We start from the raw sequence: 13,894 nt of genomic DNA on the forward strand, positions 1-13,894 counted from the left end.
GAGCCGAAACGTGTCGTGGGTCACTTGCCGGGCAAGGACGTACCCCTGGGTAGCGCGCCCCTCATACTCTGGTGACCATGATGGTCTCCCTGGCACTGCTGCTGCTCGGTGCGCTGGCCGCCGTCGTCGCCCCGCGGCTCCTGTCGCGCGCCGACTGGCCGGAGCGCGAGCCCGTGGTGGCGCTCTGGGTGTGGCAGTGCGTCGTGGCGGCCGTGCTGCTGAGCTTCGCGCTCTCCATGACCTTCAGCGCCGCCGCGTCCTGGCTGCTCGTACGCGGTCATGTCTTCGCGCCCGCCCCGCGCGGGGTCGTGGAGGCCTATGCCTTCGGCTCGCACGGGCCGTGGACCGCCGTCCTGACCGTACTGCTGGCCAGCGGTGGCCTGTGGACGGCCGCGATGCTCACCCGTGAGATCCACCGGGCCCGCCGTCGGCGCCGGCAGCGCCGCAAGGAACTGCTCGTACGCTCCCCCGTGCTGCCCGGCGAGGAACCGCGCGACGAGCCGCTCGTGGTCCTGGAGGGCGAGCGTCCCGGCGCGTGGTGGCTGCCGGGCGCCGCGCCCCAACTGGTCATCACCACGGCCGCGCTGCGCCGTCTGAAGGGGCGCCAGCTCGATGCCGTACTCGCCCATGAGCAGGGCCACGCGCGCGCCAGGCACGACTGGCTGCTGCACTGCTCGGGGGCGCTGGCGAACGGATTCCCGCAGGTGCCGGTATTCGCGGCGTTCCGCGACGAGATGCACCGGCTGGTCGAGCTGGCCGCCGACGATGTCGCCTCCCGGCGCTTCGGGCGGCTGACGATCGCGCTCGCACTGGTCGAACTGAACGAGGACCGCGGGGTGTTCGGGCCGGGCACCGCCCCGGACGCGCAGCTGCCCCAGCGGGTGAACCGGCTGCTGTCGCCCGTACCCCGGCTCACCGCGGGACGCCGGCTGCGGCTGACCGCGGCGGCGGCGCTGGTACCGGTGGTGCCACTGCTGGTCGCCTTCGTACCGGCGCTGCGCGCCCTGGGATAGCCCCCCGCTCGCCGGGTGCGCGAGGATCACCCCATGCTCTCGCCCTCAGCCCCCATGGTCTCCCCGCCGCCCCAGGACCGTCCCCCACGCACCGGGCCCACCGGGGCGGGCGCGACAGCCGCGCTGCTGGCCGTCCTCTCGGCGGTACTGACCGTGCTCGTCGTCGCCGAGTGGGGTCCGCTGTTCACCTTCGACCGGTGGGTCGCGGATGAGCTGCACCGCCGCGCGGTGGCCGAGCCGGGCGCGACCTGGCTGAACCGGGTGCTCACGGACTGGTTCTGGGATCCTTGGACGATGCGGCTGCTGACCGCGGTGGCCGTGATCACGCTGTGGCTGCGGCGTGAGCGGCTGCTCGCGCTGTGGACGGCGGGGACGGCGGCGCTGGGCGCGGCCGTCTCCCAGGGGGCGAAGGCCGCCGTCGGGCGTGAGCGCCCGCGGTGGCCCGACCCGGTCGACTCCGCGCACTTCGCGGCGTACCCGTCGGGACACGCCATGACCGCCGCGGTGACCTGTGGGCTGCTGCTGTGGCTGCTGCGGCGCCACGGGGCCGGCGGATGGCCCTGGCGTACGGCGGTGCTCGTCGCGGCCGTATCGGTGGCCGGCGCGGGCCTGACCCGGCTGTGGCTGGGGGTGCACTGGAGCGCGGACGTCATCGGAGGATGGCTGTTCGGTGGCTGTCTGGTCGCGTTCTCGGTCTCGGTGTACGGGCGCGTGACCTTGTCCAGGAAGCCGTGACCCGGCGAGGATCGTACGTATGACCTTCAAGGGTGTGCTCTTCGACTTCTCCGGAACCCTCTTCCGAATCGAATCCGCGGGCTCCTGGCTGCGTGCCGTGCTCGACGAGGCGGGCGTCGCCGTACCCCCCGACGAGGTGCGGCGGTACGCGATGCGGCTGGCCGTGGCGGGCGCGCTGCCCGGTGGCTCCTCACCGGAGCGTGTGCCGCGGGACCTGGCCGGGCTGTGGGCCACCCGCGACGAGAGCGCCGGGAACCACCGCGCCGCGTACACCGGGCTCGCCCGGCAGGTGAAGCTGCCCGACACGGCCCTGTACGACGCGCTCTACGACCGTCATATGACACCGGACGCCTGGCGTCCGTACACCGACGCCGCCGAGGTGCTCGGCACGCTGCGCCGCGAGGGCATCGGCATCGCGGTGGTCAGCAATATCGGCTGGGATCTGCGGCCGGTCTTCCGTGCCCATGGCCTGGACGCGTTCGTCGACGCGTATGTGCTCTCGTACGAGCACGGCATCCAGAAGCCGGACCCGCGGCTGTTCCGGGCGGCCTGCGAGGAGTTGGGGCAGGATCCGCACGATGTGCTGATGGTCGGCGACGACCGCGGGGCGGACGGCGGAGCGGCGGAGCTGGGCTGCTCCGTCCATTTCGTGGACCATCTGCCGGTCGAGGAGCGCCCGGCGGGACTACGGCCCGTTATCGCCCTGGCGAGCCGGGGACCGTTGCGATAGACCCGTTGACAGAGCCGTGAAACGGGCGGCCCCGGGGCCCCAAACGGGCACCGGAGCGCCGTCCTGGCATGCCGAAACCACCTGCCTTGGGCGATCCCCCGCGTCGCCCAAGGCAGGCGGCAGCCCCGCTGACCAGGCCCGGAAGGGTCTGAGGCGGGACGCACTGAGTATATTGGCTTAGAGCCAGTCAACGCAGGAGTCAAGCATGTCCCCGCGGAGCGCATCGGTCAATGAAGAGCTCCGTCGACGTTCACGTGAGCGGTTGCTTCAGGCGACGGTCGAGTTGGTCGCCGAACGCGGTTACGAGGCCACGACGCTCGCCGACATCGCCGACAGGGCGGGTTCCGCACGCGGTCTCGTCTCGTACTACTTCCCGGGGAAGCGGCAGCTGCTGCAGTCCGCCGTCCACCGGCTGATGCACCGCACGCTCCAGGCGGCCCTGGAGCGCGAACCGGCCACGGAGGACGGCCGGGAGCTGCTGGCACGGGCGATCGACGCCATTCTCGGACTCACCGAGGACAGCCCGGTCCTGATGCGGACGCATATGGCCGGCATCCTTCAGGCCGAGGGGTTCGTCCAGTGCCCGGAGCAACAGCGGCTCGCGGGGCTGCTGCGGGACACGGTGGTGCGGTACGGCTCACAGGACCCGGACAGCGACTATCCGCTGCTGCGCGCCCTGTTGATGGGCGCGGTCTTCGCCGTGCTGATGCCGGGTGCGCCGATGCCGCTGCCACGGCTGCGCGCCGAGTTGTTCCAGCGCTACGGGCTGGACTGGGAACTCGGCGTTCCGCCGGGCGGCTGCCCGCCCGGCGGAACGAGTCAGGACCTGATCCTTCAGTGGCCTGAGCGGTCGAAGTAGTCCGGCTGCGTCTGCACGTTCAGCTCGGACATCCGCACCCGCTTCGCGGGGTCGGTCAGACGGTCATCGATCTTGAGCACATCGAAGCCCTTGACCATGTCGTTCGAGTAGATGTAGCCGTTGTAGTAGTACGAGGACCATGTGCCGCCGCCGACCATGGTCTCGGCCGAGATCGGACCGCGCTCGAAGTACGCGATCTCCTTCGGCTTCGAGGAGTTGGTGAAGTCCCAGACGGAGACGCCACCCTGGTACCAGGACTGGACCATGATGTCGCGGCCCTTGACCGGGATCAGCGAGCCGTTGTGGGCGACGCAGTTCTCGGTGTCCGCCTGGTAGCGGGGGATCTTGTAGTAGCTACGGAAGACCAGCTTGCGCTTGTCGCCCTTGCCGACGATGTCGTAGATGCCGTCGGCGCCCCTGTTCGGACCGATCTCGGCGTTGCAGGTGGCGGCGCCACCGCCGCCCAGCTCGTCGGTGAAGACGACCTTGTTGGCCTGCTGGTTGAAGGTGGCCGAGTGCCAGAAGGCGAAGTTGACATTGTCCTGGACCTGGTCGATCACCCTGGGGCGCTCCGGGTCCTTGATGTCGAACAGGATGCCGTCACCCATGCAGGCACCGGCGGCCAGGTCCTTGGAGGGCAGCACCGTGATGTCGTGGCAGCCGGTGGTCGCCGAGACACCCGGGTTGGTGGGCGCTCCCGGGTTTCCGCCCTCCGGGAAGAGCACCGGGAAGTTCACGACCGCGGCCTTCTCCGGGGACTTGCGCGGCACCTTGATGATGGAGATACCGTCGTGCGGCGGCTGGCAGTCCGGGAAGGAGGCGCTGGGCGAGTACGAGGAGACGTAGACGTAGACGTCCTTGCGCTCCGGCACCAGCGTATGGGTGTGTGAACCGCACGCGGTCTCGACAGCGGCGACGTACTTGGGGTTCCGCTTGTCGCTGATGTCGAAGATCTTCATGCCCTCCCAGGACGACTTCTCCGTGGCGGACTGCGACGTGCTGTTGCACGAATTGTCGCTGCGCGAGGAGTCGGTGGAGAGGAAGAGCAGATCGCCCGAGACCGAGATGTCGTTCTGCGATCCGGGACAGAGCACCTGCGCGACGGTCTTCGGGGACTTCGGGTTGCTGATGTCGAAGATCCGGAAGCCGTCGTAGTTGCCCGAGAAGGCGTACTTGCCCTGGAACGCGAGGTCCGAGTTGGTCCCCTTGATCAGGTCCTTGGGCACATTGGCGAGATGACTGATATTGGAGCTGTGGACGACCTCGTCCACGCCGGGTATCTCGCCGTTCTGGATGGCTGACTTGACCTCGGCTGCCTGGCTGCTGGAGATCTTCTCCTTGGCCTGACCATCACCGGGGTCCGGTGTGGCGACCGCCGGACCGGCGGCCAGCAGAGTGGCGAAGAGCCCGGCCGCGGCTGCCGCCACGCCCAGACGTCTGCGCCGCACGCGAGTGGTGTGCAACGAACTCACTGCGTCCTCCCTTGTATCCCCGCTCGGGTGCGAACGGGTCTCGGACCTCGGCAGTATCGTCCCTCTCATGTACATCTCAACAGATGGCAACAGAGACGTAATGAAAGTTTTTGATCACTCGTTGCCTGAAGCGTGCTAGGAAATGTTCCACCACACCATGTGCCGCAGGAGGTCGCCGTGTTGATCCGCCACCGGAGTCCGCGTGTTCGCCGGTCCGTCGTCGCGGCGGCGGTCGCCGCCGCCGTACTCGCCCTGGGAGCCTGCGAATCGGGAGGCGACGACAGCGCGGGCGCGGCAAAGTCCAACGCGGACAAGGGCGCTGGAGTGGTGGCGCCCGGGAAGCCGGGCGAGCCAGCGAAGACTCTCTCCGCCGAGGAGGCGCTGAAGGCGGCGCCCGACAACACCCCCAACTCCGCCGATTTCACCTATGCGCAGATGATGATCGTGCATCATGGGCAGGCGCTGGACATGGCCGGACTCGTCCCGGAACGGGCGGACTCGGAGCAGGTGAAGCGGCTCGCGTCGCGGATCGCCGATGCGCAGAAGCCCGAGATCGGCATGATGGAAGCCTGGCTGAAGAACAACGGCGGGGCGAAGAAGCACCAGGGCCATGACCATGGCTCGATGCCCGGAATGGCCACCGAGGCCCAACTGACGCAGTTGCGGGCGGCGAAGGGAAAGGCCTTCGACGAGCTGTTCCTCAAGCTGATGATCACTCACCACCAGGGGGCGATCACCATGGCCACCGAGGCGCTCTCGGACGGCAACAACATCCAGGTCGGGGAGATGGCGAACGATGTCATCTCGCAGCAGACGTCCGAGATGAACCGTATGCGCGCCATGTGACACGGCGGATGGCCGAACGCCCGTGGTCAGCGCCCTTGTTCAGCGCCGGTGTTCAGTGGCGCTGTTCAGCGCCGAGGGTCAGTGCCGGTGTTCAGCGGTGAGGGCCGGCGCCGGTCGTCAGCGCCGGTGGTGACGGGGCGTCAGATGGCCCTCGTCCCGGGCGCCCGCGATCAGCTTCAACGCCTTGCGGCGACTGAACCCGGTGGCGGACATCACGGCGAGCACCGGGTCCTGGCCGGCCTGCTGGGCGGCACGGTAGATCTCGGCGACGCCCTCCCGGGCGGCGCTGCCGCGCGGGAGGGACGGACGGGCGCGGTGTCGGCCGGACCGATCCTGTTCCTGTGCGGCGGTCTGCGGGGCTTCCGGGGCGGCGGCCTGCGCGGCGGTCTGCGCGTCCGCGTCCGCGGGCTCCGGCGGCGCGACCGGGGCGGGGTCCGGGGCTCGCTCCGGCGCCGGCTCCTCCACGGACCACTCGGCAGGCTGTTCGGACGGCCTCTCCGCCACGAGCGGCGCGGGGCCGGACACATGGGCGGGCCCGGACTCGACCTGGAGCTTCGCCTCCTCCGCTGACACCGGCTCCTCAGGCAGCGGCCGTGCTCCCTCCTCGGGACCCGGGGGGAGCTGGGCGATCGGGGCGTCGAGGGGAACTCCACCGTCGACGGGCTGGGGGGCGGGGGGCCGGTGCCGGCCGGCGACCACCTGACAGGCGTTGTGAAGCGGCGCCTCGATCGCCTCGGCGAGCGCGGCGAAGCCGTCCAGGGCGAGCGGCGGATCGGCCTGCGCGTCCTCGATGGCGATCCTGCCGTCACGTACGACCGCGAGCACATCGATCCGCGCGCCGTCCGCGAAGGTCAGTCTGATATCGACCCAGGGCGGCAGGATCTCGCGCCGCGCGGCGCCGTCCCTGGGGTCCCCGGCCCCGGTGACGGTGCCGTGCCCCTGCACTTCCCACATGGGCCATGGGTACGCGTCGTGCTCATGAGGTTCCTGGGCGGAAATCAATTTATGTTCCGACACATTCACAACTTAATCAGGCAATCCACCCTTATTGTCATGGCGCGCACGTGCCCACGAGTACGGCACCCTGTCGGCTCATCGGATCTACCGTGGCCGATCTCCGGATCGACCGTGGCCGATCTCCGGATCAGCTCTCACCGAGCCGGGCCGCCTGCGCGGTGGCCGCGCCCAGGACGCTGTCGAGCAGACCAGGGAAGAGCCGCCCCAGGTCCTCCCCGCGCAGTCCGCTCATCTTGGCCGTCCCCCGGTAGTTCTGCTCGATCACGCCACTCTCACGCAGGACCCGGAAATGGTGGGTGGCGGTGGATTTACTGACGGGCAGCTCGAAATGCGAACAGGAGAGCTCGTCGTCCGCCACGGCCAGCTCGCGGACGATCCGCAGCCGCAGGGGGTCGGAGAGCGCGTGGAGCACGCCCTCCAGACGGATCTCCGCGCACGAGGGGTGCGCGAGTTCACGGGTGCTGGTCGCGGCGGTCACGGCGGGGCTCCACTTCGTCTGCATCGCGTTCGTCTGCATCGTGTTCATCGCACTCCATCGGCGAGATCTCATTGTACGAGACTTCTCGTAGTTTGACATTCGCCTTACTACGATGGGTATCGTACGAGTGGCCCTCGATCCCCGCGATCCCCGCGATCCCCGCGATCCCTCACGTTCCGAATGGAGTCCGCCGTGAGCGCACTGTTCGAGCCGTACACCCTGCGGTCCCTGACCATCCCCAACCGGGTCTGGATGGCACCCATGTGCCAGTACTCCGCGGACGAGACGGGTCCGGACGCGGGCGTGGCGAACGACTGGCACTTCTCCCATCTCGCCGCGCGCGCCACCGGCGGCACCGGACTGATCCTCGTCGAGGCCACGGCGGTCAGCCCGGAGGGCCGTATCAGCCCCGCCGACCTCGGGATCTGGAACGACACGCAGGTCGAGGCGTTCCGCCGGATCACCCGTTTCCTCGCCTCGCAGGGCACCGTCTCGGGTACCCAGCTCGCCCACGCCGGGCGGAAGGCATCGACCGACCGGCCGTGGAACGGCGGCGGCCCCGTCGGTACCGAGGCCCATGGGTGGGAGCCGCTGGCGCCCAGCGCGGTGCCCTTCGCGGAGGGGCATCTGCTCCCCGCCGAACTGACCGTGGAGCAGATCAAGGAGATCGTCGGACAGTTCGGGGCGGCGGCGCGGCGGGCCAGGGAGGCCGGTTTCCAGATCGTCGAGGTGCATGGCGCGCACGGCTATCTGATCGGGGAGTTCCTCTCCCCGCACAGCAACCGGCGCACGGACGCCTATGGCGGCTCCTTCGAGAACCGCGCGAGGTTCGCGCTGGAGGTCGTGGACGCCGTACGCGCCGAGTGGCCGGACGAGCTGCCGCTCTTCTTCCGGATCTCCGCCACCGACTGGCTCGACAAGGGCGGCTGGACCGCCGACGACACGGTGCGGCTCGCCGGCGAACTGCTGGCACACGGGGTGGATCTGCTCGATGTCTCCAGCGGTGGCAACGCCTCGGACGTGCGCATTCCGGTCGGCCCCGGCTATCAGGTGCCGTTCGCGGCCCGCGTCAGGGCGGAGACCCGGCTGCCGGTGGCGGCGGTCGGTCTGATCACCCAGCCCGAGCAGGCCGAGAAGATCATCGCCAACGGTGAGGCCGATGCCGTACTGCTCGGCAGGGAACTGCTGCGTGACCCGTCCTGGGCCCGCCGCGCCGCCGGCGAGCTGGGCGGGCGCGTACACACCCCGCAGCAGTACCACCGGGCCGTCTGACCTCGGCCCTCCGAGCCGGTTTCTCCTGGTGGGGAGGGTCAGCGGCGCCATCCGCCGCTCGATCCGGGTCCTCGGCCGGGGCGGATCCACGCCTCCGGGAGCCGTTGTCAGTGGTCGGGTGCAGACTGGCCCGTATCCGAGACAACGGCGTCCTGGAGGTACCGGCCATGTCCGACGTGCTGCTCACCGTAGGCACCCGCAAAGGGCTCTTCATCGGCCGCAGGCGCGGCGGCCGATGGGATTTCGACGGCCCCCGATTCAACGCGCAGGCGGTCTACTCGATCGGCATCGATACGCGCCGGGCGGTGCCACGGCTGCTGGTCGGCGGCGACAGCGCGCACTGGGGGCCGTCCGTGTTCCACTCGGACGATCTCGGAGTGAGCTGGACGGAGCCGACGAGACCGGCGGTCCGCTTTCCCCAGGACACGGGCGCCTCCCTGGAGCGGGTCTGGCAGTTGCATCCGGCCGGCCCGGCGGCGCCGGATGTGGTGTACGCGGGGACGGAGCCCGCCGCCCTGTTCCGCTCCGACGACGGCGGCGAGACCTTCGAGCTGGTCCGGCCGCTGTGGGAGCACCCCACCCGGTCGCGATGGGTGCCGGGCGGCGGCGGTGAGGCCGTGCATACGGTGGTGACCGATCCCCGGGATCCCGACGCGGTGACGGTCGCGGTGTCCACGGCCGGGGTGTTCCGCTCCCGGGACGGCGGTGGGAGCTGGGCGCCGTCCAACCAGGGGGTGTCGGCGGTCTTCCTGCCCGATCCGCACCCCGAGTTCGGCCAGTGTGTCCACAAGATCGCGCAGGACGCGGCCGATCCCGACCGGCTCTATCTGCAGAACCACTGGGGAGTGTTCCGCAGTGACGACGCGGGCGCCCGGTGGAGCGACATCGGCGCGGGTCTGCCGTCCGACTTCGGCTTCACGGTCGCCGCGCATCCGCACCACGCGGATGTGGCCTATGTGTTCCCGATCAACGCCGACGCGGACCGCGTCCCCGCCGAGCGCCGCTGCCGGGTCTTCCGTACGGAGAACGCGGGCGGCGACTGGCAGCCGCTGACGGCCGGGCTGCCGGAGGGGGACCACTTCGGCACGGTGCTGCGTGACGCGATGTGTACGGACGGCTCCGATCCGGCCGGGGTGTACTTCGGCAACCGCAACGGCGAGGTGTACGCGAGCGCGGACGACGGGGACAGCTGGGAGCCGCTGGCCTCGCATCTGCCGGATGTGCTCTGTGTCCGCGCGGTCACCCTGTCCGGGTGAGCCGGGCAAATGCCGTCCACCGGCGGTGGTTTGACGGGTGTGTGCGGAAGCGCGCCGTGCGCACCAGTAGAGTGGCACCCCGTGGCAGCACGACCGTTGAACGAAATCGTCGAGCCCGGATGGGCGGACGCACTGGGCCCCGTGGCCGGGCGCATCGCCGAGATGGGCGACTTCCTGCGCGCGGAGATCGCCGCCGGGCGCACCTACTTGCCGGCCGGACCGAATGTGCTGCGTGCTTTCCAGCAGCCGTTCGACGAGGTGCGGGTCCTGATCGTGGGCCAGGATCCCTATCCGACCCCGGGACACGCGGTGGGGCTGAGCTTCTCGGTGGCGCCCGAGGTACGGCCCCTGCCCGGCAGTCTGGAGAACATCTTCCGGGAGGCCCATACGGATCTGGGGCTGGCCCGCCCTTCCAACGGCGATCTGACGCCCTGGACGCGGCAGGGGGTGCTGCTGCTCAACAGGGCGCTCACGACAGCGCCCCGCAAGCCCGCGGCGCACCGCGGCAAGGGCTGGGAGGAGGTGACCGAGCAGGCCATTCGCGCTCTGGTCGCGCGCGGCAAGCCCATGGTCTCCATCTTGTGGGGGCGTGACGCCCGTAACTGCCGCCCGATGCTCGGGGACTACCCGGCCGTCGAATCGGCCCATCCCTCCCCGATGTCGGCGGACCGCGGCTTCTTCGGCTCGCGTCCGTTCAGCCGGGCCAATGACCTGCTGATCGGCCAGGGGGCGCAGCCGGTGGACTGGCGGCTGCCATGAGACGGACACCCGCGTGAACCGGGCGGTCGCTGAGCCAGGTGCGTCGATGAGCCGGGCGGGTCGATGAGCTGGGTGCTGGGTGTGGACTCGGGGGGTTCCGGGCTGCGCTTCGCGCTCGGCTCGACGGCTTCCGACGGGACCTCGGCCGTGACGACGGTCGCGACCACCGTCTCCACCGAGCCGGTGCGCACGGGCCCCTCGGGTATCGACGCCGGACAGTTGCTCGCCCGGCTGCTGCCCGCGGTCGACACGCTGCTCGCGGAGGCGGGCGCGGATCCGGGCGGGGACCGGGGCGGGGATCCGGGCGCGGGAGGGGGTCGGAGCACCCTGTCCGCGGTCGCGATCGGCGCGGCCGGGATGGCGACGCTCGGTGACGGACTGCGCGCCGAACTGCCCTCGGCGCTTGAGCGTTCCCTCGGCGTACGGCGGCTCGCGCTCGCGGCGGACGCGGTCACCGCGTACGCGGGAGCGCTCGGTCAGCGTCCCGGCGTGGTCGTCGCGGCCGGTACGGGCATGATCGCGCTGGGCACGGACCTGACCGGCTGGCAGCGCGCGGACGGCTGGGGTCATTTGCTGGGCGACTGCGGCGGTGGTGCCTGGATCGGCCGGGCGGGACTCGAAGCCGCCATGCGGGCATACGACGGACGGCGCGGCGGATCGCCCGCACTGCTGTCCAGGATGGAAGCGGTTTTCGGGCCCGCTCCCGAGCTGCCTGGACTGCTCTATCCGCGTACCGACCGGCCCGCGGTACTCGCCTCTTTCGCGCCGGAGGTGGCCCGTTGCGCGGTCGGTGATCCGGTCGCGGAGGGCATCGTCTCGACGGCCGCGCGGCATATCGCGGAGGCCGCCGCGGCGGTCTGTCCTCCGTCGAGTGCCTGCGAAGTCGCCCTCACAGGAGGGCTGTTCGGGCTCGGCGACCCGCTGCTCGTCCCTCTGCGCGCCGAGCTGGCCGGTCAACTGCCGCATGCCACGACCGTGTCCGCCGCGGCCGATCCGCTCGGCGGGGCGCTGCTCATCGCGGGGGCGCTCGCCACGAACGCGCTCCGGCTGCCGTACGACGCGCGCCTGCTGAACGTCCCGACAGAACAGGATGGATGAGCAGAAAAACACCTAACGGATAAATAAGGACAGATGGTTCGCGACCGCCCCCTCCCCGAACAGTCGCGCCCACAAAACCAGTAGCATTCGACGCCATGAGCACCCCCACTGGGCCCGCATCCGGCCTGCCTGTACGAATGCCGCGACCCCGTCAGTCGGGGCGCCACCGCCGCCCCGAACCGGTCGCGGCTCCCGAAGGTGCGCCCGCGCTTGTCGTCGCCGTGCCCGGCACCCCCTCGGCCGCTGTCCGCGGTCTGGCCGAAGAGGTCGTCAGTATCGCCCGTTCCGAGCTGCCCGGCCTCGACGCCGTCATCGGCTTCCTGGACGGTGACGACTCCGAGTACCCCACGCTGCAGAGCGTCCTGACCGGGACCGCCGCGCTGCGTACCGAACGCTATGAGCTGGCGAAGTCGGTGGGCCGCGAGGTGGCCGAGCCCGAGGGGCCGGCCGCCGTCGTCGTTCCGCTGCTCGCGGGACCCGACAGTGGGCTGGTCACGCGGATACGTCAGGCCGTCGCGGACAGCGGCGCCACCGCGGAGCTGACCGATGTCCTCGGTCCGCATCCGCTGCTCGCCGAAGGTCTGCACGTACGCCTGTCGGAGGCCGGGCTGGCCCGTGCCGACCGCGCCAGGCTCTTCACGGTCGCCACGGCGGCCGACGGGATCATCCTGGCCACAGTGGGGGGCAAGGAAGCGGTGCAGACCGCGGGGATCACCGGAATGCTGCTGGCCGCGCGCCTCGCCGTACCGGTCATGGCCGCCGCGTTGGACGAGGAGGGCTCGATCGCGGCCGTCGCCCAGGAGCTGCGCGAGGCCGGCTCGACCCAGCTCGCGCTCGCCCCGTATCTGGTCGGCCCCGAGCTGCCCGAGGGGCTGCTCGAAGCGGCGCTCAAGGAGGCGGACTGCGCCGCCGCCGAGCCGCTGGGCGCGTACCCGGCGATCGGGAAACTGGTGCTGTCGAAGTACACGGCCGCGCTGGGCATCCCCGCGCAGCCGCAGGGGACGGCGACGCACTGACCCGCCCGCGCCGGCCACCCGCCGCACGCCCCTGAGTACGGGAGCACAGCCCGCCCGTACCCATGGAAAGGGCCCGCCCCGGATCGCCCCGGCGCGGGCCCTTCCGCGTGGGTACCACCGCCGCCGTATCCGCTCGTACGGGTGGATTCGCTCGTACGGAGAGGGTGTGGGGCCGTCCGGTCAGCCGAAGACCACACAGGAGGCGGCGGGGGCCGCGAGGGCGCCGGCGCGTACCGGAATGCCCGTCGCCTGATCGATGTCGAACCAGGTCACATCGCCGGAGTGCTCATTCGCCGCGTAGAGGCGGCTGCCCGTCGGGTCCAGCGCCAGATCGCGGGGCCAGCGCCCGCCGCAGTCCACCGTGGTGACCAGCTCGGCCTTCTCGTAGGTCGCGTCGAGCGCGAGGACGGCGATGCTGTCGTGTCCGCGGACCGCCGCCCAGACGAACCGTCCGTCGTGCGACACGACCACCTCGGAGCCGAAGCCCTCGACGTCTACGCCCGCGGGCAGGACGGGGGCTTCGCCGACCGGTTCGAGCAGGCCCTTCTCCGTGTCCCAGCGGCAGAGGGTGAGTGTCGGCGCCAGCTCGTTGAGCACATACGCGTGGCCGCCCGCCGGGTGGAAGGCGAGATGACGCGGTCCGGTGCCGGGGCGCAGCGCGGTCTCGGCGTGCGGTGTGAGCTCGCCGGCGGTGGCGTCGAGCGAGCTGATCCGGACGGAGTCGGTGCCGAGGTCGGTGGTGAGGATCCATCGCCCGCCCGGGTCGGACACCACATGGTGCGCGTGCGGCGCGCGCTGGCGGTCGGGATGCGGCCCGGAGCCTTCGTGCCTGGTCACTCCGCTCGTCGGCCGGAGAGCGCCGTCGGCGCCGACGGGCAGGACGGTGACGCTGCCGGAACCGTAGTTGGCGGTCAGCAGATGCCCGGCGGTGAGAGTGAGATGGGTGGGGCTCGCGCCGCATACCGGTACGGGCTCCCCCAGCAGCCGCGGCGTCCCGTTCCCCGCGTCCGCCGCCGGTGTCCTGAACGCGGCCGCCGCGCCTTCCTCGGTCTCGGAGACCGTGTAGAGCACGGATCCGTCCGGGGCGAGCGCGAGATAGGACGGATCGGCGACCGCGTCGGTGACTCCGCGCTCCGTCAGGGCTCCGGTCTCCGCGTCCACGGTGACGGCGATGATCCCGCGGCCTCCCGCGGAGGTGAACGATCCGATGAAGGCCCGCCCGTCGTTCCTGCCGCTCACTCTGTGTCCCCTCTTCGGCTGTTCTCGTCGGCTGCCTCTCGGCCGCCGCTCCCCCGGCGTCCGGGCAGACGGTAGCAGGGGGTCTGGACCAATCACTCGGCCCG

13 protein-coding genes and 2 pseudogenes are annotated in these 13,894 nt (G+C 70.9%); 10 read left to right on the forward strand and 5 right to left on the reverse strand.

The window, feature by feature from the left end; all coding sequences use genetic code 11:
- Positions 1-77: 77 nt before the first annotated feature.
- From AB0M67_RS33060 to AB0M67_RS33075, 4 genes are all read left to right on the forward strand, one after another.
- Positions 78-1,013 carry a M56 family metallopeptidase gene (locus AB0M67_RS33060; protein ID WP_365751253.1) on the forward strand — a complete coding sequence of 312 codons (936 nt, stop codon included), beginning with the start codon at positions 78-80 and terminating at the stop codon, positions 1,011-1,013.
- A gap of 33 nt (positions 1,014-1,046) precedes the next feature.
- Positions 1,047-1,748: a phosphatase PAP2 family protein gene (locus AB0M67_RS33065; RefSeq protein WP_365751254.1), complete on the forward strand. Its 702-nt coding sequence runs from the start codon at positions 1,047-1,049 to the stop codon at positions 1,746-1,748.
- A 19-nt stretch (positions 1,749-1,767) separates the two neighbouring features.
- Positions 1,768-2,478, forward strand: a complete 711-nt coding sequence (locus tag AB0M67_RS33070; RefSeq protein WP_365751255.1) for an HAD-IA family hydrolase — start codon at positions 1,768-1,770, stop codon at positions 2,476-2,478.
- Positions 2,479-2,683: 205 nt separating this feature from the next.
- Positions 2,684-3,337, forward strand: a complete 654-nt coding sequence (locus tag AB0M67_RS33075; protein ID WP_365751256.1) for a helix-turn-helix domain-containing protein — start codon at positions 2,684-2,686, stop codon at positions 3,335-3,337.
- Here AB0M67_RS33075 and AB0M67_RS33080 read toward each other — a convergent pair.
- Positions 3,313-4,809, reverse strand: a complete 1,497-nt coding sequence (locus AB0M67_RS33080; RefSeq protein ID WP_365751257.1) for a hypothetical protein — start codon at positions 4,807-4,809, stop codon at positions 3,313-3,315. The two genes, AB0M67_RS33075 and AB0M67_RS33080, sit on opposite strands and share 25 nt — an antisense overlap.
- A 177-nt stretch (positions 4,810-4,986) precedes the next feature.
- On the opposite strand from AB0M67_RS33080, the gene AB0M67_RS33085 reads away from it, so the two are divergent.
- Entirely contained in the window at positions 4,987-5,655 is a 669-nt protein-coding gene (locus AB0M67_RS33085; protein WP_365751258.1) for a DUF305 domain-containing protein, read from the forward strand.
- A gap of 117 nt (positions 5,656-5,772) precedes the next feature.
- On the opposite strand, the pseudogene AB0M67_RS33090 reads toward AB0M67_RS33085, so the two are convergent.
- The 3 genes and pseudogenes from AB0M67_RS33090 to AB0M67_RS33100 form a co-directional block, all read right to left on the reverse strand.
- Positions 5,773-6,003: pseudogene (locus AB0M67_RS33090) on the reverse strand (DUF6214 family protein); the annotation flags it as partial.
- Between the two features lie 327 nt (positions 6,004-6,330).
- A pseudogene (locus AB0M67_RS33095) lies at positions 6,331-6,609 on the reverse strand (DUF6214 family protein); the annotation flags it as partial.
- 190 nt (positions 6,610-6,799) lie between these two features.
- Positions 6,800-7,174, reverse strand: a complete 375-nt coding sequence (locus AB0M67_RS33100) for a helix-turn-helix domain-containing protein (RefSeq protein ID WP_365751280.1) — start codon at positions 7,172-7,174, stop codon at positions 6,800-6,802.
- A gap of 168 nt (positions 7,175-7,342) precedes the next feature.
- Between AB0M67_RS33100 and AB0M67_RS33105 the strand changes: the two genes are divergently transcribed.
- The 5 genes from AB0M67_RS33105 to AB0M67_RS33125 all read left to right on the forward strand — a co-directional run bounded on the left by AB0M67_RS33105 (position 7,343) and on the right by AB0M67_RS33125 (position 12,551).
- On the forward strand, positions 7,343-8,422 hold the full coding sequence (locus AB0M67_RS33105; RefSeq protein WP_365751259.1) for an NADH:flavin oxidoreductase/NADH oxidase: 1,080 nt from the start codon (positions 7,343-7,345) through the stop codon (positions 8,420-8,422).
- A 167-nt stretch (positions 8,423-8,589) separates the two neighbouring features.
- The gene (locus AB0M67_RS33110) at positions 8,590-9,678 is read left to right on the forward strand and encodes an exo-alpha-sialidase (protein WP_365751260.1); all 1,089 of its coding nucleotides are present in this window, start codon (positions 8,590-8,592) and stop codon (positions 9,676-9,678) included.
- Between the two features lie 81 nt (positions 9,679-9,759).
- Positions 9,760-10,437: a uracil-DNA glycosylase gene (locus tag AB0M67_RS33115; RefSeq protein WP_365751261.1), complete on the forward strand. Its 678-nt coding sequence runs from the start codon at positions 9,760-9,762 to the stop codon at positions 10,435-10,437.
- 63 nt (positions 10,438-10,500) lie between these two features.
- The gene (locus tag AB0M67_RS33120; RefSeq protein ID WP_365751262.1) at positions 10,501-11,535 is read left to right on the forward strand and encodes a BadF/BadG/BcrA/BcrD ATPase family protein; all 1,035 of its coding nucleotides are present in this window, start codon (positions 10,501-10,503) and stop codon (positions 11,533-11,535) included.
- Positions 11,536-11,630: 95 nt separating this feature from the next.
- On the forward strand, positions 11,631-12,551 hold the full coding sequence (locus AB0M67_RS33125) for a hypothetical protein (protein WP_365751263.1): 921 nt from the start codon (positions 11,631-11,633) through the stop codon (positions 12,549-12,551).
- Between the two features lie 180 nt (positions 12,552-12,731).
- On the opposite strand, the gene AB0M67_RS33130 is transcribed toward AB0M67_RS33125, so the two are convergent.
- A complete protein-coding gene (locus AB0M67_RS33130) occupies positions 12,732-13,790 on the reverse strand; it encodes a lactonase family protein (RefSeq protein WP_365751264.1) in 1,059 nt (352 codons plus the stop codon).
- Positions 13,791-13,894: the final 104 nt, after the last annotated feature.

Origin of the sequence: Streptomyces sp. NPDC051662 (genome assembly GCF_040681655.1) — a bacterium.
Classification (GTDB): domain Bacteria; phylum Actinomycetota; class Actinomycetes; order Streptomycetales; family Streptomycetaceae; genus Streptomyces.

What these genes read in the sequence shown, in the direction of transcription:
- AB0M67_RS33065 (WP_365751254.1), top strand. Translation starts at nt 1,047, where the DNA reads ATGCTCTCGCCCTCAGCCCCCATGGTCTCCCCGCCGCCCCAGGACCGT.
- AB0M67_RS33110 (WP_365751260.1), top strand. Translation starts at nt 8,590, where the DNA reads ATGTCCGACGTGCTGCTCACCGTAGGCACCCGCAAAGGGCTCTTCATC.
- AB0M67_RS33060 (WP_365751253.1), top strand. Translation starts at nt 78, where the DNA reads ATGATGGTCTCCCTGGCACTGCTGCTGCTCGGTGCGCTGGCCGCCGTC.
- AB0M67_RS33070 (WP_365751255.1), top strand. Translation starts at nt 1,768, where the DNA reads ATGACCTTCAAGGGTGTGCTCTTCGACTTCTCCGGAACCCTCTTCCGA.
- AB0M67_RS33075 (WP_365751256.1), top strand. Translation starts at nt 2,684, where the DNA reads ATGTCCCCGCGGAGCGCATCGGTCAATGAAGAGCTCCGTCGACGTTCA.
- AB0M67_RS33100 (WP_365751280.1), bottom strand. Translation starts at nt 7,174, where the DNA reads ATGCAGACGAAGTGGAGCCCCGCCGTGACCGCCGCGACCAGCACCCGT.
- AB0M67_RS33120 (WP_365751262.1), top strand. Translation starts at nt 10,501, where the DNA reads ATGAGCTGGGTGCTGGGTGTGGACTCGGGGGGTTCCGGGCTGCGCTTC.
- AB0M67_RS33125 (WP_365751263.1), top strand. Translation starts at nt 11,631, where the DNA reads ATGAGCACCCCCACTGGGCCCGCATCCGGCCTGCCTGTACGAATGCCG.